This is a genomic window from Gracilibacillus saliphilus, assembly GCF_010994085.1.
Lineage (GTDB): Bacteria > Bacillota > Bacilli > Bacillales > Amphibacillaceae > Gracilibacillus > Gracilibacillus lacisalsi.
The window spans coordinates 18,513-36,974 of record NZ_WJEB01000038.1 but is presented as its reverse complement, the minus strand read 5'-3'; the positions used below and the strand labels follow the sequence as shown (position 1 = coordinate 36,974).

The window sequence follows — 18,462 nt, the reverse complement described above, 5'->3', positions numbered from 1 at the left end:
ATTGGTGAAACTAGAGGCTTAGTCGCACTTATGCCTTTAGGCGAAAGTCATCATCGGTTCGCAAGCTTACGGTGATTCCTTTATCTCAGTTGATTAGCTCCAGCCGCTACGTTTCTAGGCGGGCGCTCTGCGCTTTTCTAATTAACTATCTGATCGTGCATTTGTCTTTTCTTCCAGTTCTTTTAAGCTTTCTTCAATTTGCGTTAAATATTTTTGAATATTTTTTTGATGTGGTTCGACGGTTTTCTTCCATGATTCAATCGATTCTTTCACATCTGCGGAAAGATCTTTAATTAACGCTGCACCCTCTTTTGATGTTTTGGTAATTTGTTCTTTTAAGTCGACACCTTCTGTTCTTAAATGGTTGATATAGCGTATAGCCTCATCGCTCTTTTCTCTAACGTCAGTTCGTAATTCTTTTCCTGCTTTTGGTGTACTTAATAGTGTAGCAGCAGCGCTTACTAATCCTCCAGCTAAAAAGCCGATTAATAATGACTTGCTGTTAATCATTCCGAACACTCCTTTCATATATATAACATTCTCTTTTTCGTTCATAATCAAACCATCATTTTTAAAAAAATTAAAGGTTTGTTGATATTTGAGAGGCCAGATCAGCTAAATCGTATTGATCTTCATGTGTGATCCAATTAGGCTTAAAGCCATCTGTTTCATCATAGCGAGGGATGAGGTGTATATGTAAATGGAATACAGATTGGCCAGCCGCTTCCTCGTTATTATTTAGTATATTTATTCCTGCAGGTTGAAATGTTTCTTTTAAGGCATTTGCAATTTGCGGTATACGTGCAAACAATTTTGCAGCGATCGTCTCGTCTGTTTCATATATGTTTTTAGTATGATTTTTAGGTATGACTAGCGTATGCCCTTTCGTCACTTGACTAATGTCAAGGAATGCGTAAACATCTTCGTCCTCATAGACTTTTGCCGAAGGGATGTCACCTGCTACAATTTTGCAAAAAATACAATCATCATGCGTTTCCATATCGTTCGCTCCTTCAATTTACAAGTCTTTTCCTCATTATGCAATAACCTTATACGTTGTGTCTAGATCTTTAGCACTAAAATTAAGTCTGTTTTTCAATGCTATATTCTTTCTTCATATTATACATTATTTTCATGATTCTTTAAAATGCTAAGGGGTAAAAAAATAGCAGGAATGCTACAAAACGACATATCGTTTCATAGCACATCCTGCATGAAGGGGGGAATTTTAACTTTAACCTTGAACCGGGGAAGATTCTTTTCGGATAAAGTATGTGATAATCAAATTTAGAAACAATGATTTTTAATTGTTGAAAGGATCGATATAACACTTTTTCTTTACCCCTTCCTTCATAGCTTGTACCGTTTTTTTTTCTTTATACAAATAAAATTTGGTATAATGATTAGGAAATGGAAATACATATAAGGAAGTGAAAAGGAAAGGACGTTGAATAGATGGAGCCTTTATTACATATAAAAGATCTTGAAGGTGGATACACACATAAAAATGTACTGCATGGTATTTCATTTGATGTGAAACCAAATGAAATTGTTGGATTGATCGGATTAAACGGAGCGGGAAAAAGTACGACGATAAAGCATGTAATTGGCTTAATGCAAGCTAAAAAAGGAACTGTCTCGATTAAAGGGAAGACATTCCAGGAAGAACCAGAAAGCTACAGGCAACATTTTTCTTATATTCCGGAAATGCCTGTTTTATATGATGAATTAACATTAGAAGAACACTTGCGTTTAACTGCTATGGCATATGATATACCAGAAGAGGTTTATCAGGCCCGTGTCACACCTTTGTTAAGAGAGTTTCGCTTAGACAAGAAGTTGAAATTGTTTCCGATCCATTTTTCTAAAGGGATGAGACAAAAAGTGATGATTATGTGTGCATTTTTGGTTGAGCCTGATTTATATATTGTGGACGAGCCTTTTGTCGGATTAGATCCACTTGGGATTCAATCCTATCTACAATTAATGAACCAGATGAAAGAGCAAGGTGCTGGTGTATTAATGTCGACACATATTTTAGCAACCGCAGAACGTTATTGTGACCGTTTTGTTATTTTACATGATGGTATCATTCGGGCAAAAGGGACGTTGGAGGAATTAAGAAAGTCCTTTGACCGTCCACAAGCTACGTTAGATGACCTGTATATTCAATTAACGAAGGAAGCCGATCAATATGCTTAATTCCCATCAGTTATTTGTTGAACGTTTGTCTGCACATATGAAGGAGTTAAGCAGATATTTGCGTTATATACTGACAGAACATCTTGCGATTGCCATGGTGTTTATTGTCGGTGCTCTGTCTGTTTATTATCAGCAGTTTTTAGAGAACATTCCTGATTACTTTCCGTCTACTTGGGTGATTGCAATCGTGTTAGGTGTGGTCACTGCACACAGCCCGATTCAAACATTGTTGAAAAGGGCAGATATCGTCTTTTTGATTCCTGCTGAATCACAACTTTCCGGATATTTCGTTCGAGCTTTACTCTATAGTTTTGTCTCACAGCTTTACTTATTCGTATTAGCAATCGCTGCTGTTGCACCATTATATATGACTGTTTTTCCTGAAAACTCGTCATTTGGTCTATTGTTTATTGTATTGCTGGTGATAAAAGTTTGGAGTCTAGTGGCGAATTGGTGGATGTTACGTGTGCGGGATAAGAACTTTAGGATGATGGACAAGGTTGTAAGGTTTGCGTTGATTATAACGTTAGTTTATTTCTTTCTTGTCCAAGAGATGATCTTTTTAGCTGTGATTACTGCGTTACTTATCGTTCTTTTTGTTACGAACTATCAGACAGCTAGAAAACAGCGTGCATTAAATTGGGACTTGTTAATAGAAAGTGATTATATGCGGATGCGTTCTTTTTATAAGTTAGCCAATATGTTTACGGAAGTGCCACATATGGAAATGCCAGTAAAAAAACGTCACTGGCTTGCACGCTTGTTGACTGATTCGATCCCTTTCCAACAGATACAGGCATATCCTTATTTGTATCGCTTAACAACCATTAGAAGTGGAGAATATTTAGGTATATATGTAAGGTTGCTTGTCATTGGTGGTTTACTGATTTATTTCGTTCCCAATCCATGGCTGAAACTTATTTTTGCTTTATTATTTATGTATATGATCTTTTTGCAGGTGATCCCGTTATGGAAACACCATGCAACATTAGTATGGTTAGATCTGTATCCAATTGGAATTAGTGAACGGGAACAAGCTTTTATTAAATGGATGCAGCAGCTAATGATATTTGCAGGTGTAATATTTGTCCTATTGCTTATTGTAATAGGGGAATGGTTAATGGGAGGAGTAATGGCACTTGCTACTTTGTTATTTAGTGGTATGGTGATTCCGAACTATTTTCAGAAAAAAATGGCTCAAAAAAAATAAAATGGATCAGACACTCCATAGGTCTAACTTATGGAGTGTTTTTTATGTGAAGTTTGGGAAAGAGTTGAATTTATTTCTGTTATCATATATACTGTTTTAGGTAAAAAATACCAAATATCAATCACATTTCGTCTTTGCTAAAAGAGGAAAAAATAAATGAGTGTAGACAAAGGTTTTAGCAGAGAAAGGGGATATTTCATTTGCAAAATATTAAAAAGATAATATTATTACTAATTATTCCATTGGCTCTGATCGGTTGTAATCAAGAGTCAATAAACTTTGAAGATGCTAACTTAGAAGCAGCGGTTGAAGCAGAGTTAGGTGATTCATTCTCAGAAGAAGAAGCAGAGAATGTGACGGAATTAAATTTAACAGACGCCGACATTTCCAATTTGGAAGGTTTGCAGCAGTTTTCTTCTTTGGAATCCATTTCGTTGCAAGATAATCAAGTGGAAGATTTTTCGGTATTACAAGAGTTAGAACAGTTAGAGTTTGTAAATGTAGTAGGTAATCCTTTGGAGGCAGGTCAAGATCAATTAGATGAGCTCGCGGATGAAGGTATTGAGGTTATCCAAACGGTTGGCAGAGCAGATGGCCCAGGTGGATTCTTGTGGAAAGTGGAAGATGAAAATACGGAAGTATATTTACAAGGAACGATTCATGCAGGTGTAGCAGATTTTTATCCTTTGCATGAAGAAATAGAAAAGGCGTATTTAAAAGCGGATGTGGTTGTTCCTGAGGTTGATATAACGAATGTTGATCAATCGGAAATGCAACAAATAAATATGTCGTTAGGGACTTATCAAGATGGTTCGACAGTCAAAGATCATATTTCAGTCAGGTGATGTCTATTCAGATATGGAAGAGACGCTAAGTCAGTTTGGTATCCCGATAGAAGCGGTTGAATTTTACAAACCATGGATATTAGCAAATACGATTCAGCAGCTCATGACACAACAGTTAGGCTATACCCAAGGGGTTGATCAATATTTTCTGAATAAAGCAGCGGATGATGGCAAAGAAATAATTGATCTAGAAACCGCAGAAGAGCAACTGGAAATCTTTGCAGATACATCTGAAGAATATCAAGAGGCAATGTTGGCATCTTCCTTAGTAACTGTGATTGAGTATCAACAGCAAATGGAGAAACTGTTTGAAACGTATGAGCAAGGTGATGAAGAAGAATTGCTTGAAGTATTGTCTGAAGAAGAGGGTAGTTCTTCGGAAATGCAAGAAGAAAACGAAGCATTTATGAAAGCAATCAATGATGACAGAAATCAGAATATGGCAGAGCAAATCGTTCGCTTTCTAGAAGAGGATGAAGCAGATACATATTTTGTGATGGTAGGTAGTCTTCATTTATTACAAGAGCCTCATATTCGTTCGATTTTGGAGGAAGAAGGATACACAGCCGAACGGATTCACTAAGTAAATAAGGATCGATACCACCTTTCTTGAATATCAAGTTCTGCTCCTTGGATAACGCGTGCTCTTCCGTGGATATTAAGCTCTGCTCCTTGGATAACCCATGTTCTTCCTAGGATATTTGCCTTTATCCACGGAGGAATGATATTTTTCCAAGGAACAGCAACAATTATCTAAACTAAAAACGTGAGCATCAAAAATAAAATGATGGTCACGTTTTGTTGTAACTTGAAAAACTTCTTTATTAACTTATTCATTTACATTCAACGTAGCAGCTATTAATGTTTTGGCTGCTATTTTCATTGCTCGCTCATCAAAGTTAAACAGAGGGTGATGGTGTGGCACGAAGCCATTTTCGATTTGGGCTCCTGTAAAGAAATAAGCACCAGGTTTTTCTTCTAAATAGTAGGCAAAGTCTTCACCTGTCATACTAGGTACAATCATTTCAGCCTTCTCTACTTCTTTCACTTGTTCGGCAGCAGCTAATACTTTTTCAGCATGCTCGGCATGGTTGACAACGGGTCTATATCCGTAGGCATAATCAAAATCATAGGATACATCATAGCCAATACATGTGCCTTTTATCACTTTTTCGATTTCCTCTTTTATAAAATGTTGCACGTCCTGATTAAAGGTGCGTACCGTTCCATCAATCATCGCTACATCTGGAATAACATTGTACGCATCACCTGCATGAAATTGCCCGATCGATAGGACGACTGTTTCTAATGGATCAATCCGTCTTGAAACAATTTGCTGTAGATTCGTTACAAGTTGTGAACCGACTACAATCGGATCTTTCGTTTGGTGTGGCATTGCTCCATGGCCACCTTTTCCTTTTATTTCAATGGTGAAGTGATCTGCTGCTGCCATAAAGTTTCCTCTTGATGTCTGAACGATTCCATATGGGGTATTGGTCCAAAGGTGTGTACCGTAAACAACATCAACATTCTCCAGTACTCCTGCTTCAATCATCGGCTTAGCACCACCAGGGGCAAGCTCTTCTGCATGTTGATGGATAAACACAACGGTACCCGCCAGTTCATTTTGATATTTCTTAAGTACTTTAGCTACAGCAAGTAATGTCGTCGTGTGTCCGTCGTGTCCACAGGCATGCATCACACCGTCGTTTTTGGACTTATAAGGCAAATCTTTTTCATCTTGAATAGGTAGTGCATCAAAGTCCGCGCGCAATGCCACGGTTTTACCAGGTTTAGCTCCTTTTAAAGTGGCTACAACACCATTTCCACCGACATTTGCTTGATATGGAATATCTAATATTTTATATTGCTCCTGAATAAACGCAGCTGTTTTATATTCTTGAAAGGAAAGCTCAGGATATTGATGTAAAAACCTGCGCATTTCCACCATTTCATCGTACAAACCATCAATTTCCTCAAATAAAGTATCCCTCATATCCTCACCTCACAGAAGCTTTTCTTTCTATTATATCATAGATTACTAGCATTTCCTTTTTATAGGAATCAGGAAAAGGGACAAAAAAACAACCTCCTGGTTAGTGGAAGTTGTTTTTTCTATATATGAAAAAAAGGGGTTAACGAGTTATTGAAAGCTCTTATCTGACAAAAGTCGTTCTGTTTCTTCTTTATGGCTTGTTTCATCTGCAATAATATCTTCTAATTTCACAACAAGTTCGGTTAAACCAAGCTCATCTGCCTGTTGTTTTCTTTCTTCATAGCGCTCAATCGTTTCTGTTTCAGCTTTAAGTGTAGCTTCTAACATGGCTTGAACGTCTGTTAATTGTTCAACTTTTGCTGGTGTTGTAGTTGGTGTACCACCTAATGTTTTAATTTTGTCAGATAAGTATAAAGCATGTCCGATCTCATCATTTATTTCATCTTCAAAAAAAGGTTTTAAGAAAGAACGATATAATCCTGAAACAACAGATGCATGATACGTATACATGATTGTTGCCGCATATTCATTTGCTAAATCTTCATTTAATCCATCAATTAATGCTTGTAATTTTTCATCTTTTTGTGCCATTGCTTTCAACATCCTTTCTATTGATCATCTCTATTATATATCTACCCTTAAGTGAAAATGATTAAACATAAAAATGGAAAATTTTTTATTGGCGATTATGCCATACTATGTTATCCTTTTCATATAAGAAAAAATAATACGTAAGAACACTAGGGGAGCCATTTGGCTGAGACGAATCTTCGGACCCTTTGAACCTGATCTGGTTAACACCAGCGGAGGGAAGTGGTAGAAAAGCAACCAAATTGTAGCTTTTGATACATACCACTCGTCCATGCTGGATGGGTGGTTTTTCTATTTTCACTTCCTCTAAATAAAGGAGTAGAAACAATGCATGGAATACACCTTATTTCAAATGGGAGATTAACAGAACAACATTTGCAGCTTGTATCGGAACAGATTGCTCACATAAATTATATTCATCTACGAGAAAAGACCAAAACGGCGAAAGAAATCTTGGAAATGATTGATTTTTTGATAGAAGCTGGTGTTCCTGCTGAACGGATCATTATCAATGACCGTGTAGATGTAGCGTCGATAAAAAAATGCTGTGGCGTACAGCTTGCCTATCATAGTATTCCGGTTGCTGATGTGAAGCACTCCTTCCCGGCACTCCGTATCGGTAAGTCCGTCCATTCCTTGGAAGAAGCCATTACGGAAGAACATAATGGTGCAGATTTTCTAATCTATGGGCATATTTTTTCAAGTAACTCTAAACCTGGACTCGAACCAAGAGGCATTACCGCGTTAGCTGATGTCATCAAAAACGTTTCTATTCCTGTCATCGCAATTGGCGGGATTACGGAACAAAATATGAACCAAGTACAAGAGGTGGGGGCTAGTGGTGTTGCGATTATGTCAGGGGTATGGGATGCCGAAGATCCTACCGAAGCAATAAAGTGTTATCGTCAAGTGTTCGACGCGAGGAAGGAGGAACAGTGTGAATAAATTATATGATCAGATCATTGTTGGCGGTGGAGTAATGGGAGCTTCGATTGCCTATCAGTTAAGTAAAAGAGGTTACAAGGTGTTGCTGTTAGAAGAAAATAAAATTGCTGCAGAGGCATCCAGTGCAGCAGCTGGCATGCTCGGTGTGCAAATGGAGTTTGAGCAGGATTCACCGTTATTTCAATTTGCTAAAGAAAGCAGGGAATTATACCCTGATTTAGCGGAAGAACTGATGCAAGGAAGTGGTATGGACATTCAATTAATCGAAAAAGGTGCCTTAAAGCTTGTCTATCATCAAGATGAGCTGGATACGTTAAAACGAATTGCTAGCTTTCAAACAGAACAAGGAGCAGAGGCAAAGGTGATCTCACCAGGGAGTATCCCGGAAAAAGAAATGACAACCGATTTTTATGCAGCTCTTTATTGTCCAAGAGAAGGGCAAGTATCAGCTCCTCACGTAACGAATGGCTTTGCGAAGGCTGCTGAACATAAAGGTGCGGTCATAATGGAACAGACGAAGGTAGACGATCTCATCATCGAAAACGGTAAAGTGACAGGTGTGAAGACAGATAAAAAAACGTATACTGCTGACAGGATCATTATCACTTGTGGATTTAAGAGCTCACATTTTTCTCGGTACATGCAAGAACTCACACCTGTAAAAGGAGAATGTCTGTCTGTTGTGACAAAAAAGCCTCTGATTCAATCAACGATCTTTACAGAAGGCTGTTACCTTGTTCCGAAAAGAGGTAACCGGATCATTATTGGCGCCACATCGAAGCCAAATCAAACGGATAAAGAGGTGAAAGTAGCAAGTGTCCTGCATTTGTTATCACGTGCCAAACAGATACTCCCTGCATTAAACCAGGCAACGATAGAGAAGGTTTGGGCGGGTATACGTCCCTTAACGAAAGACGGTTTTCCTTATTTAGGCGAAGTACCAGATGTATCAGGATTATATGTTGCAACAGGACATTATCGTAATGGTATATTACTGGCGCCTAAAACTGCTTTATTTATGGCAGATATGATCGAAGGAAAATCAGTCGATCCAATCTATTTAGATACATTTTCCTTGAGAAGAGAAAGCCTTCTATCTGTTTAAAGTGAAGGCTCACAAAAGGAGGGTTGATTTTGGAGATTATCGTAAATGGTGATCCATTAGAAGTTAGTGAAGGGATCACCAATATTGAAGAGTTAATCCAAGAATTACGTTTGGAGAAGAAATCATTAATTGTCGAGCATAATCAAACCATTTTAAAAAAGGAAAAACATAAAGAAACGGCAATTTCAGAAGGTGACCGATTGGAAATTGTCCATTTTGTTGGAGGAGGATGAAAAATAATGCTACAAGTAGGTAATGATACCTTTCAATCACGATTATTTTTAGGAACAGGAAAATATCCAAACTATGATATCCAGAAACAGGCAGTAGATGTATCAGAAACAGAGGTACTGACTTTTTCGGTGCGTCGGATGAATATTTTTGATCCGGACCAACCCAATTTTCTCGAAAAAATAGATTTAAAGAAATATCGTTTTCTGCCAAATACTGCTGGTGCTAAAAATGCAGAAGAAGCGGTCAGAATCGCTAAATTAGCAGATGCATCGGGGTTATGTGATATGGTGAAAGTAGAAGTAATCGGTTGTGACAAAACATTACTGCCAGATCCGGTAGAAACGTTAAAAGCGACCGAGACTTTACTTGCGGAAGGTTTCACTGTACTGCCATACACGTCTGATGATGTTGTACTTGCCAGAAAGTTAGAGGAGCTAGGCGCACATGCCATTATGCCAGGTGCATCACCAATTGGATCTGGGCAAGGGATTATTAATCCATTAAACTTGCAATTTATTATCGAGCAAGCTAGTGTACCTGTAATTGTGGATGCAGGGATTGGTTCGCCAAAAGATGCTGCCTATGCAATGGAATTAGGCGCAGATGGTGTTCTTCTCAATACAGCTGTTTCTGGTGCCAATGATCCTGTCAAGATGGCTGAAGCGATGAAGTTAGCAGTGGAAGCTGGCAGACTAGGGTTTGAAGCAGGTCGGATTGCGAAGAAGGAATACGCGGTGGCAAGCAGTCCTAAGGAAGGGATAAGTGTTGGTGAATAATCGCTATCATCGTCAAATGCTCTTCGATCCTATTGGTGAAACAGGGCAAAAAAGATTACAGGAAAGCCATGTTGTCATTGTTGGTGTTGGTGCACTTGGTTCAAGCAGTGCGGAAATGTTAGCACGAGCAGGGGTTGGCACGTTAACCTTGATCGATCGTGATTATGTGGAAGAAACCAATTTGCAGCGGCAGCAGCTTTTTTCTGAAGAAGATGTCCGCATGCAAACACCTAAAGTAATTGCTGCAAAGAAACGATTGGAAGAGATTAATCATTTGAACAACATTCATGCAGAGGTGATCGATGCTGGAGTTGATGAACTGGAAGCAATTGTTCCACAAGCGAACCTAGTAATCGATGCCACAGACAATTTTGATACGAGATTAATCATTAACGATATTTGTCAAAAGCATCATAAACCATGGATCTATGGAGCGTGTGTGGCAAGTTATGGGGTAACATTCACCGTCTTACCAGAGGAAACCCCTTGTTTACAATGCTTGATGGATCATATACCAAGTGATGGTGCAACATGTGATACAGTTGGCATTATTAGTCCAGCAGTACAGATGGTTGTCTCTCATCAGGTAACAGAGGTACTGAAAATACTGACTGAAAATCTCGATGCACTTTCTGGAAAATTAATTGCCTTTGATCTGTGGAAAAATCAACAAATGGAATTGAAAGTAGCTAGTTTAAAGGATGAAACATGTCCATCTTGCTCAAAAAAACAGTATCCACATTTAACTTATCAAGCGCAGTTGAAAACAGCCGTACTGTGTGGTCGGAATACGGTCCAAATTAGAACGAGTGCAGAAAAAATCATTCACTTTGATGAAATGAAAAAACATTTGGAACGCAATCAACACATTAAATTGTTTAGCAATCCATATTTGTTATCATTTGAGATCGATAAATATCGTGTGGTCATATTCCGAGATGGACGTACGCTCATTCACGGCACAAAAAATGTACAAGAAGCTAAAAAAGTATATTATCAATATGTAGGGTGAAGCAGCTTTTTTAAGTTGCTTCTTTTTACGTTGGCGAAATTTTACACAAATCATTCATTTGTTTTTCCTTGCCTTGTATGTATAATTAATGTGAAAGGAGAATGTGAACGAAATGGACAAGCGAAAGGAAATACTGTTATTTATTAGTTGGGCCGCGAGTCTAATGGCAACGATGGGAAGTTTGTTTTATTCCGAAATTATGAAATTCATACCTTGTGAATTGTGCTGGTATCAACGAATTCTAATGTATCCACTTGTAGTCATTTATGGATACGCAGTTTATAAAAAAGATATTCGTTACGCTTTTCCAGGGGTCATTTTAAGTGGAATCGGAATCTTAGTTTCCAGCTATCATTATTTGATACAGAAAGTTCCTGGATTACAAGAGGCTGGTGATGGATGTGGTATCATTCCATGTACTACAACATATGTGAATTACTTTGGTTTTGCATCCATTCCTTTTCAAGCATTGATCGCCTTTCTTGTCATCTTTGCTATTCACATTTATTTAATTGTTCAACAAAGGAGCGTTTAAAGTGAAGAAAATGGTCATTTTTGTATTAGTGCTCGTCGTTATTTTTGGAGCATTAATATTTGTCGTACAATATCAAAATTCGAAACAACTTGATGGGGTAGAAAACCCTTATAATAAAACAGACTTGGATCAAGCCACAATTGATCAGTTGGACGATCCGATGTATCAAAATCAAATATTACCTGATGAATTAGCGGATAAGTTAAGTAATGGTGAAGATGTTACAGTTTACTTCTACAGTCCTACTTGTATCCATTGCCAACGAACCACACCTGAATTGGTACCAATCGCAGAGGAATATGGCGTGGATTTAGTGAAATTGAATTTAAAAGAATTTGAAAGTGCATGGTCTGAATTTAATATTGAAAGCACGCCTACGATGGTACATTATGAAGGTGGAGAAGAGTCTGCAAGAATAGTCGGTGAACAACCACAATCTAATTTCGAAGATTTCTTCGAGCAAGAAGTACTAGCAGAAGCTGATGACTCATAAAAGTTATCAGCTTCTTCTTTTTTAAAAGTGTCTAATAAAGTTGGAAAAGTGTCCAATAAATATGCTAAAGTGTCCAATAAAGCTAGAAAAGTGTCCAATAAACGAACGAAAGTGTCCAATAAATCCAAAAAAGTGTCCAATAAAAGAAAATTGACTATTCTTCTTCGTCTTCCCCAACTTGGAAGGTTTCTGTATAGACTGATGCGGCTATATAGGCATCCTCTTTTTTATTTGGAAGCGGGTTTGTCTTTTTCCATGCATGATAATCTTTTGGATCATCCCATTCCACTAGTAAGATGTAGGAATTTCCCCTAAACGGTCGCAATAATCTAGCAGCAACTACCTCACTTATTTCATTCACTTTCTGCTTATAATCCATTTCGAAGATCGGACTTCCTTCCTCTGTAACTGGGATGTGTGACAGACTGATAAAACCAATTTCTGATAATTCGCCGACCTGTGCTAACACAAGGTAATCTCTGCTTGTTTCAAAAATAGATGGATTTGTATCTTCATAGTAGGCGACGGCTTTGACATCGTTATGCATGATTATAAAAGGAAAAATATGATGCTTGCCCTTTAATTTCTCTAAATATGGATAGGTGCCGTTTGTCATGTAACCATTCATAATACTTCCTCCTTTAAATGAATATATTCATTTTAGTTTTGTACTTTTTTTGCCATTATAACATTCGTCGCACAAACAAGTTTTGTGATAAAATGAAGCTATTGTCGAAATTTAAGAGAAAGGTGGTGTAACAGTTTGGATAAAGAAAAAATAAAACAGCTTTTCCAGTCTGTATGGTCCTGGATCAAACGATATAAGTGGCTCTCGATTATCGTCAGCTCTATGTTTTTATTAGCAGTATTAGGTTACCTTTTTATTATTTTCGGAGGGCGCTTTGTGTTCGACGAGAAAGCGGTCATTTTGCCGACTGCTTCCAAAGTGGTTGCGGAAGATGGTACCGTGCTAGGTAAATTATACTCGGAAAACAGAGATTATGTCACATTGAAACAAATTCCGGACCATGTAGAAGAAGCGTTTATCGCGATGGAAGATCAGCGTTTTTATGATCATGCTGGTGTTTCTTTGCCCGCTGTTACACGTGCCGTTTACCGTGATATCGTTGCGATGAGCAAAGTGGAAGGCGGCAGTACTATTACACAGCAATTGGCTAAAAACCTGTTTTTAGTCAATGATAAAACATGGATGAGAAAAACAAAAGAAGTGATGGCATCGGTTTATCTGGAACGCAATTATACCAAATCGCAAATTTTAGAACTTTATTTAAATCAAATATATTTGGCGCATGGTGTACATGGAGTAGGTACAGCAGCTGATTACTATTTTGGAAAAGATGTAGCGGATTTATCAATCGAAGAAGGGGCATTACTCGCAGCAATGGTGAAAGCGCCCAATGCGTATTCCCCACATCATGATTTAGAAGAAGCAAAACAACGAAGAGATCTGGTATTACAACAAATGGCAAACGAAGGTAATATCTCGACCGAACAATTGCTAGCGTTACAAGCAACGGAAATTAAAGTCAAGGATCAAGAAGGGCAAAGAGATCCATGGTTAGACGATTATTTTGCTTACGTGTTAGAAGAAGTAGAAGCTACATATGGATTGAGTCGTGAAGCATTAAAACGTGGTGGTTACACTGTGGAAGTGCATATGGATCCTGACATACAGCAAATTGCATATGATCAAATGCAAGATAGTGATTATTATCACGGATCAAATGATGCCGTTAATGGTAGCTTTGTTTTAATGGAACAAAAAACAGGTCAATTGAAAGCATTAATTGCTGGACGCGATTTTCAATTAAATGATACTAATCATCTTTTAACGAAAAAACAACCAGGTTCTGTCATGAAACCTTTGGCCGTTTATGGTCCAGCAATGCAATTAGGTAATTATCGACCATATGATATGATTCCAGACCAGGACATCGAATATGATGATCGATATCGTGTTAACAATGTGGACGGGCAATTTGATGGAGAAGTTAGTATGTTTCAAGCGGTAGTAGAATCAAAGAATGCCCCTGCGGTTTGGTTATTGGATCAAATTGGTGTCGATTATAGTAAGTCCATGTTGGAAAAAATGAATATCGATATTAATGATCAAGGATTGGCCATTGCTTTGGGTGGTTTAGAAACAGGAACCACACCGATTAAAGTGGCAGAGGGCTACCGTACCTTTATTAGTGGCGGGGAATGGCTGGAAGCAAGAAGTGTTCGAGCTGTTTATAACAAAGATCAAGAAAAACTACAACCTGCAGAGCGGGAAAAAGAAAATGTGTTTAATTCGCAAACTGCTTGGAATATGCTGAGAATGCTAGAGGGAGTAGCGAAAGAAGGTACTGGCACAGCTGGTGAATACAGCAAAGCTTTAGCTGGAAAAACAGGGTCAACCCAACATCCAGAAAAAGATGGAGCAGTAAAGGATGCATGGTTTGCTGGTATTACTCCTGAATATGTAACAGCAACATGGATTGGCTACGATCAAGCAACAGCAGAAAATTATTTAACAACAGGTTCTGAAGCGACGACAAGATTAACAAAATCAATTTTAACTGAAATTGATAAAAGAATGCCATTAGCAGAAAAATTTGAACAACCCGATGATGTCGAAGATTTACCAGAACCAATACAGCTACCCGTGATTGATGATTTAACAGCATCGATTCAGTTTGGTGGTTTCTCGATATTGCGCGGTGAATTAAGCTGGACAGCAGTGGAAGACAGCCGTATCATCTATCGAATCTATGAACGTGGTGAGGATGAAGATCACTTCATTGGCGAAGCGGAAGGTAAAGGTAGCTATACAATTGACCGCATCAATGTTTTTAGGACGGGTGAATACTACGTTGTACCTTATAATCCATTAACCAAACAAACAGGCGAACCATCCAATATCACGTCTTTAGAGTTTGACTTTTAACCTAAAACTAATTACAATTACTTTTTAGTTATAATAATTACAATTTAGTGAACGTTTTTAAAAAATACTATACAGGATCGAGCAAACCTTCTATAGTAGAATAGAATGGGAAAAAAGGGTGAAATAAATGACGAAATTTAATGATACGATATTAAAAGCATTTAGAGGGGAAGAAACAGACTATACACCTGTCTGGTATATGCGGCAAGCCGGCAGATCTCAAAAAGAATACCGAGAATTAAAAAAGAAATATTCTTTATTTGAAATTACTCACCAACCAGAACTTTGTGCCTATGTGACAAGGTTACCAGTTGAAATGTATAATGTGGACGCTGCGGTTTTGTACAAAGATATTATGTCGCCTTTACCTGCAATTGGTGTAGATGTCGATATTAAATCAGGGATAGGTCCTGTTATTGATAATCCGATTGTATCATTACGTGATATTGAAAAGTTGGGAACGATCGATCCAGAGAGTGATGTTCCTTATGTATTAGATACAATCCGCTTATTAACGAAAGAGCAGTTAAATGTCCCATTAATTGGTTTTAGTGGTGCTCCTTTCACGTTAGCAAGCTATATGATTGAAGGCGGTCCATCGAAAAATTATCATAAAACAAAAGCACTCATGTACAGTGATTCAAAAGCATGGTTTACCTTGATGGAAAAATTAGCAGATATGACGATTGCTTACGTAAAAGCGCAGGTTAATGCAGGTGCACAAGCTATTCAAATATTTGATTCATGGGTCGGTGCATTAAATGTAACAGATTATCGTACGTATATTAAACCTGTCATGAACCGTATTTTTAGTGAGTTACGTGAAACGAATGTACCATTGATTATTTTTGGTGTAGGTGCCAGCCACTTAATACAAGAATGGAATGACCTACCTGTTGATGTCATTGGTCTTGATTGGCGGATGTCAATCAAGGAAGCGCGTGAATTAGATATTACCAAAGCACTCCAAGGAAATCTTGATCCAGCGTTTTTGGTAGCGGATTGGGAAGTAGTGGAGGAAAAAGCAAAACAAATCATTGATGAAGGAAAAGCACACCCTAGCCATATTTTTAACCTAGGACACGGTGTTACACCTGAAATCAGCCCAGAGCGATTAAAGAAATTAACGACTCTTATACATGAATACTCGAAAAGATAAGAAAGGATGTCTCATCATGGCAAAGAAAAAAGTAGGATTACTCGTAATGGCATATGGTACGCCATACAAAGAAGCAGATATTGAACGATACTACACACACATTCGTCACGGACGCAAACCAACCAAGGAAATGTTAGATGACTTAACAGAGCGTTATCAAGCAATTGGTGGTATTTCTCCGTTGGCAAAAATTACAGAAGAACAAGCCCAGAGCTTGCAAGCACGTGCGAATGAAATCCAAGACGATGTAGAATTTGTGTATTATTTAGGATTAAAGCATATCGAACCTTTTATTGAAGATGCGGTACAGCAAATGGCTGAAGATGGAATTGACGAAGCACTATCCATTGTACTTGCTCCACACTACTCTACATTTAGTGTTAAATCATATAATGGCAGGGCGAAGGAAGAAGCAGATAAACATGATATTGCGATTAAATCAGTAGAAAGCTGGTATGATGCAGAAGGCTTTATTAACTATTGGGCAGATGCTATTACAAAAGAATATGAGAAAATTGAAGATAAAGAGAAAGCAGTATTGATTGTTTCTGCACACAGTTTACCGGAGAAGATTTTACAAAATGGTGATCCATACCCGAAACAATTAGAACGTACTGCTACATTGATTCAAGAAAAAACAGGCATACCAAACGTCGAAATCGGTTGGCAAAGTGAAGGAAACACACCAGACCCTTGGTTAGGTCCAGATGTACAGGATTTAACGCGCGACCTTTTCGAACAGAAGGGCTATCAATCGTTCATTTATGCTCCGGTTGGCTTTGTTGCTGATCACTTAGAAGTATTGTATGACAATGATTATGAATGTAAAGTCGTTTGTGAGGAAATTGGCGCAGCTTATTACCGGCCACCAATGCCCAATGTAAACCCAACGTTTATCGATACTCTAGCAGGAATTGTAGTGGACAAATTCCAACGTGATGACGAATCATGAAGAAAATAACGGTGATAGGCGGCGGTATAGCGGGGCTTACTGCCGCTTACTACTTAGACCAGAAGATTAAAGAACAGAATTTGGATTATCAGCTTCAGCTTTTAGAAGCGAGTAATCGTTTAGGCGGAAAAATTAATACAGAAAGACGGGATGGCTTTACGATCGAACGTGGCCCTGATTCCTTTTTAATTCGTAAACAATCAGCTGAACGCTTAGCTCGAAATGTTGGCGTTGGTGACAAGTTAGTTAAGAATGGAACAGGAAAATCCTATATTTTAGTTGGAGATCAGCTCCATAGTATGCCTCAAGGCTCTTTTATGGGCATACCAACTCAAGTCCGCCCATTTTTAACGTCAAGTTTATTCAGCGTAACAGGCAAATTACGAGCAGGTATGGATTTTATCTTGCCTAAAGGTGAAGCACAAGATGATCAGTCACTAGGAAAGTTCTTCAGACGACGATTAGGAGATGAAGTGGTTGAGAATTTAATTGAACCCTTATTATCAGGTATTTACGCTGGTGATTTAGATGATTTAAGTCTGATGGCGACATTTCCGAACTTTTATCACTTAGAACAAGAGTATCGCAGTCTCATTCGCGGACTGCAAAAAACAACACCGGTAGCGAAACAACCAAGTGGTAAGAAGAAAAGTATGTTTTACAGTTTGGAAGGTGGACTGGAAACATTAGTAGAAGCAATTGAAGCGTCATTGTCGGAAGGCATTGTGCAAAAAGGGAGAGCAGTTAATAAGATTAACAGATCTGAAGATGGCTATGAGTTAGAGTTAAAAGGTGGTGCTATGTTATCATCTGATGTTATTTTAATTGCTACGCCTTATCCTGTGATGAAACAGATGCTCAAGCCCTATGCTTCTGTAGCAGATCTGCATAATATGAAAGCTACTTCAGTTGCCAATGTGGCCTTAGCGTTTGATCAATCTGCCATTAAGGAAGATATTGATGGTACTGGATTTGTAGTGTCACGTAATAGCAATTATCGTATTACTGCTTGTACATGGACACACAAAAAATGGCCGGATACTGCTGCACCAGCAGGAAAAGCGTTACTAAGATGCTATGTTGGACGTCCAGGTGATGAAGAAGTAGTGGATCTTTCTGATGAAGCATTAGAAGAAATTGTTTTACATGATTTAAACAAAATCATGAAGATTGACGGTGATCCTTTGTTTTCTGTTGTATCTCGCTGGAAAGATGCGATGCCTCAATATAGCATTGGTCATAAGCAAGTAGTAGAAAATTTGGAGAATGGTTTAGCCTCAGAGCTTCCCGGTGTATTCGTAGCAGGTAGCCCATACCGAGGCATCGGAATCCCGGACTGTATCGACCAAGGAGAAGCAGCCGTTGAGAAAATAATAGATTATTTAGCAGAGTGACTTTGACTAGTACTCTGCTTTTTGTACATATATCTCAAACTGCATCTAAGATGAAAAGTATTT

20 protein-coding genes and 1 riboswitch are annotated in these 18,462 nt (G+C 38.2%); of the genes, 15 read left to right on the top strand and 5 right to left on the bottom strand.

Annotation, left to right across the window (positions count from 1 at the left end):
• Positions 1–141: 141 nt before the first annotated feature.
• On the bottom strand, positions 142–510 hold the full coding sequence (locus GHT08_RS18850) for a YtxH domain-containing protein (RefSeq protein ID WP_163582951.1): 369 nt from the start codon (positions 508–510) through the stop codon (positions 142–144).
• 70 nt (positions 511–580) lie between these two features.
• A complete protein-coding gene (locus GHT08_RS18845) occupies positions 581–1,000 on the bottom strand; it encodes an HIT family protein (protein WP_163582950.1) in 420 nt (139 codons plus the stop codon).
• 455 nt (positions 1,001–1,455) lie between these two features.
• Here GHT08_RS18845 and GHT08_RS18840 point away from each other — a divergent pair, with 455 nt between their 5' ends.
• The 4 genes from GHT08_RS18840 (at position 1,456) to GHT08_RS18825 (ending at position 4,840) form a co-directional block, all read left to right on the top strand.
• A complete protein-coding gene (locus GHT08_RS18840; RefSeq protein WP_163582949.1) occupies positions 1,456–2,202 on the top strand; it encodes an ABC transporter ATP-binding protein in 747 nt (248 codons plus the stop codon).
• Entirely contained in the window at positions 2,195–3,412 is a 1,218-nt protein-coding gene (locus GHT08_RS18835) for an ABC transporter permease (RefSeq protein WP_163582948.1), read from the top strand. Before GHT08_RS18840 ends, GHT08_RS18835 begins: the two co-directional genes overlap by 8 nt.
• A 200-nt stretch (positions 3,413–3,612) precedes the next feature.
• The gene (locus GHT08_RS22435; RefSeq protein ID WP_163582947.1) at positions 3,613–4,257 is read left to right on the top strand and encodes a TraB/GumN family protein; all 645 of its coding nucleotides are present in this window, start codon (positions 3,613–3,615) and stop codon (positions 4,255–4,257) included.
• Positions 4,220–4,840 carry a TraB/GumN family protein gene (locus GHT08_RS18825; protein WP_163582946.1) on the top strand — a complete coding sequence of 207 codons (621 nt, stop codon included), beginning with the start codon at positions 4,220–4,222 and terminating at the stop codon, positions 4,838–4,840. The genes GHT08_RS22435 and GHT08_RS18825 overlap by 38 nt, the downstream gene beginning before the upstream one ends.
• A gap of 246 nt (positions 4,841–5,086) precedes the next feature.
• On the opposite strand, the gene GHT08_RS18820 is transcribed toward GHT08_RS18825, so the two are convergent.
• Both GHT08_RS18820 and GHT08_RS18815 read right to left on the bottom strand, forming a co-directional pair.
• Entirely contained in the window at positions 5,087–6,253 is a 1,167-nt protein-coding gene (locus tag GHT08_RS18820; protein WP_163582945.1) for a M20 metallopeptidase family protein, read from the bottom strand.
• Between the two features lie 147 nt (positions 6,254–6,400).
• On the bottom strand, positions 6,401–6,844 hold the full coding sequence (locus GHT08_RS18815; RefSeq protein WP_163582944.1) for a ferritin-like domain-containing protein: 444 nt from the start codon (positions 6,842–6,844) through the stop codon (positions 6,401–6,403).
• A 141-nt stretch (positions 6,845–6,985) separates the two neighbouring features.
• A riboswitch (TPP riboswitch) is annotated at positions 6,986–7,082 on the top strand.
• A gap of 89 nt (positions 7,083–7,171) precedes the next feature.
• On the opposite strand from GHT08_RS18815, the gene tenI reads away from it, so the two are divergent.
• From tenI to GHT08_RS18780, 7 genes are all read left to right on the top strand, one after another.
• On the top strand, positions 7,172–7,789 hold the full coding sequence (tenI, locus tag GHT08_RS18810; RefSeq protein ID WP_163582943.1) for a thiazole tautomerase TenI: 618 nt from the start codon (positions 7,172–7,174) through the stop codon (positions 7,787–7,789).
• Positions 7,782–8,894 (top strand): glycine oxidase ThiO, encoded by a 1,113-nt coding sequence (gene thiO, locus GHT08_RS18805; RefSeq protein WP_163582942.1) that lies wholly within the window; start codon positions 7,782–7,784, stop codon positions 8,892–8,894. The genes tenI and thiO overlap by 8 nt, the downstream gene beginning before the upstream one ends.
• 29 nt (positions 8,895–8,923) lie before the next feature.
• Positions 8,924–9,127 carry a sulfur carrier protein ThiS gene (gene thiS, locus GHT08_RS18800; protein ID WP_018933707.1) on the top strand — a complete coding sequence of 68 codons (204 nt, stop codon included), beginning with the start codon at positions 8,924–8,926 and terminating at the stop codon, positions 9,125–9,127.
• Between the two features lie 6 nt (positions 9,128–9,133).
• Positions 9,134–9,904 carry a thiazole synthase gene (locus tag GHT08_RS18795; RefSeq protein ID WP_018933708.1) on the top strand — a complete coding sequence of 257 codons (771 nt, stop codon included), beginning with the start codon at positions 9,134–9,136 and terminating at the stop codon, positions 9,902–9,904.
• On the top strand, positions 9,897–10,916 hold the full coding sequence (locus GHT08_RS18790) for a MoeB/ThiF family adenylyltransferase (RefSeq protein WP_163582954.1): 1,020 nt from the start codon (positions 9,897–9,899) through the stop codon (positions 10,914–10,916). The genes GHT08_RS18795 and GHT08_RS18790 overlap by 8 nt, the downstream gene beginning before the upstream one ends.
• A gap of 112 nt (positions 10,917–11,028) precedes the next feature.
• Entirely contained in the window at positions 11,029–11,451 is a 423-nt protein-coding gene (locus tag GHT08_RS18785) for a disulfide oxidoreductase (RefSeq protein WP_193568323.1), read from the top strand.
• A 1-nt stretch (position 11,452) separates the two neighbouring features.
• Positions 11,453–11,944: a thioredoxin family protein gene (locus GHT08_RS18780; RefSeq protein WP_193568322.1), complete on the top strand. Its 492-nt coding sequence runs from the start codon at positions 11,453–11,455 to the stop codon at positions 11,942–11,944.
• A 154-nt stretch (positions 11,945–12,098) separates the two neighbouring features.
• Here GHT08_RS18780 and GHT08_RS18775 read toward each other — a convergent pair whose 3' ends face one another.
• Positions 12,099–12,572, bottom strand: coding sequence for an antibiotic biosynthesis monooxygenase (locus tag GHT08_RS18775; RefSeq protein WP_163582940.1), 474 nt, complete (start codon positions 12,570–12,572; stop codon positions 12,099–12,101).
• Between the two features lie 135 nt (positions 12,573–12,707).
• Between GHT08_RS18775 and GHT08_RS18770 the strand changes: the two genes are divergently transcribed.
• The 4 genes from GHT08_RS18770 to hemY all read left to right on the top strand — a co-directional run bounded on the left by GHT08_RS18770 (position 12,708) and on the right by hemY (position 18,399).
• On the top strand, positions 12,708–14,894 hold the full coding sequence (locus GHT08_RS18770; RefSeq protein ID WP_163582939.1) for a transglycosylase domain-containing protein: 2,187 nt from the start codon (positions 12,708–12,710) through the stop codon (positions 14,892–14,894).
• A 127-nt stretch (positions 14,895–15,021) separates the two neighbouring features.
• Positions 15,022–16,053, top strand: a complete 1,032-nt coding sequence (gene hemE / locus GHT08_RS18765) for a uroporphyrinogen decarboxylase (protein ID WP_163582938.1) — start codon at positions 15,022–15,024, stop codon at positions 16,051–16,053.
• Positions 16,054–16,069: 16 nt separating this feature from the next.
• Entirely contained in the window at positions 16,070–17,005 is a 936-nt protein-coding gene (gene hemH / locus GHT08_RS18760) for a ferrochelatase (RefSeq protein ID WP_163582937.1), read from the top strand.
• On the top strand, positions 17,002–18,399 hold the full coding sequence (gene hemY / locus GHT08_RS18755) for a protoporphyrinogen oxidase (protein WP_163582936.1): 1,398 nt from the start codon (positions 17,002–17,004) through the stop codon (positions 18,397–18,399). Before hemH ends, hemY begins: the two co-directional genes overlap by 4 nt.
• Positions 18,400–18,462: the final 63 nt, after the last annotated feature.

Excerpts from the sequence above, each read along its gene's own strand:
- GHT08_RS18820 (WP_163582945.1), bottom strand. The coding sequence starts at position 6,253 with ATGAGGGATACTTTATTTGAGGAAATTGATGGTTTGTACGATGAAATG.
- GHT08_RS18840 (WP_163582949.1), top strand. The coding sequence starts at position 1,456 with ATGGAGCCTTTATTACATATAAAAGATCTTGAAGGTGGATACACACAT.
- GHT08_RS18835 (WP_163582948.1), top strand. The coding sequence starts at position 2,195 with ATGCTTAATTCCCATCAGTTATTTGTTGAACGTTTGTCTGCACATATG.
- tenI (WP_163582943.1), top strand. The coding sequence starts at position 7,172 with ATGCATGGAATACACCTTATTTCAAATGGGAGATTAACAGAACAACAT.
- GHT08_RS18795 (WP_018933708.1), top strand. The coding sequence starts at position 9,134 with ATGCTACAAGTAGGTAATGATACCTTTCAATCACGATTATTTTTAGGA.
- GHT08_RS18825 (WP_163582946.1), top strand. The coding sequence starts at position 4,220 with ATGGTTCGACAGTCAAAGATCATATTTCAGTCAGGTGATGTCTATTCA.
- hemE (WP_163582938.1), top strand. The coding sequence starts at position 15,022 with ATGACGAAATTTAATGATACGATATTAAAAGCATTTAGAGGGGAAGAA.
- hemH (WP_163582937.1), top strand. The coding sequence starts at position 16,070 with ATGGCAAAGAAAAAAGTAGGATTACTCGTAATGGCATATGGTACGCCA.
- GHT08_RS18850 (WP_163582951.1), bottom strand. The coding sequence starts at position 510 with ATGATTAACAGCAAGTCATTATTAATCGGCTTTTTAGCTGGAGGATTA.
- GHT08_RS18845 (WP_163582950.1), bottom strand. The coding sequence starts at position 1,000 with ATGGAAACGCATGATGATTGTATTTTTTGCAAAATTGTAGCAGGTGAC.
- GHT08_RS18775 (WP_163582940.1), bottom strand. The coding sequence starts at position 12,572 with ATGAATGGTTACATGACAAACGGCACCTATCCATATTTAGAGAAATTA.
- GHT08_RS18815 (WP_163582944.1), bottom strand. The coding sequence starts at position 6,844 with ATGGCACAAAAAGATGAAAAATTACAAGCATTAATTGATGGATTAAAT.
- GHT08_RS18785 (WP_193568323.1), top strand. The coding sequence starts at position 11,029 with ATGGACAAGCGAAAGGAAATACTGTTATTTATTAGTTGGGCCGCGAGT.
- hemY (WP_163582936.1), top strand. The coding sequence starts at position 17,002 with ATGAAGAAAATAACGGTGATAGGCGGCGGTATAGCGGGGCTTACTGCC.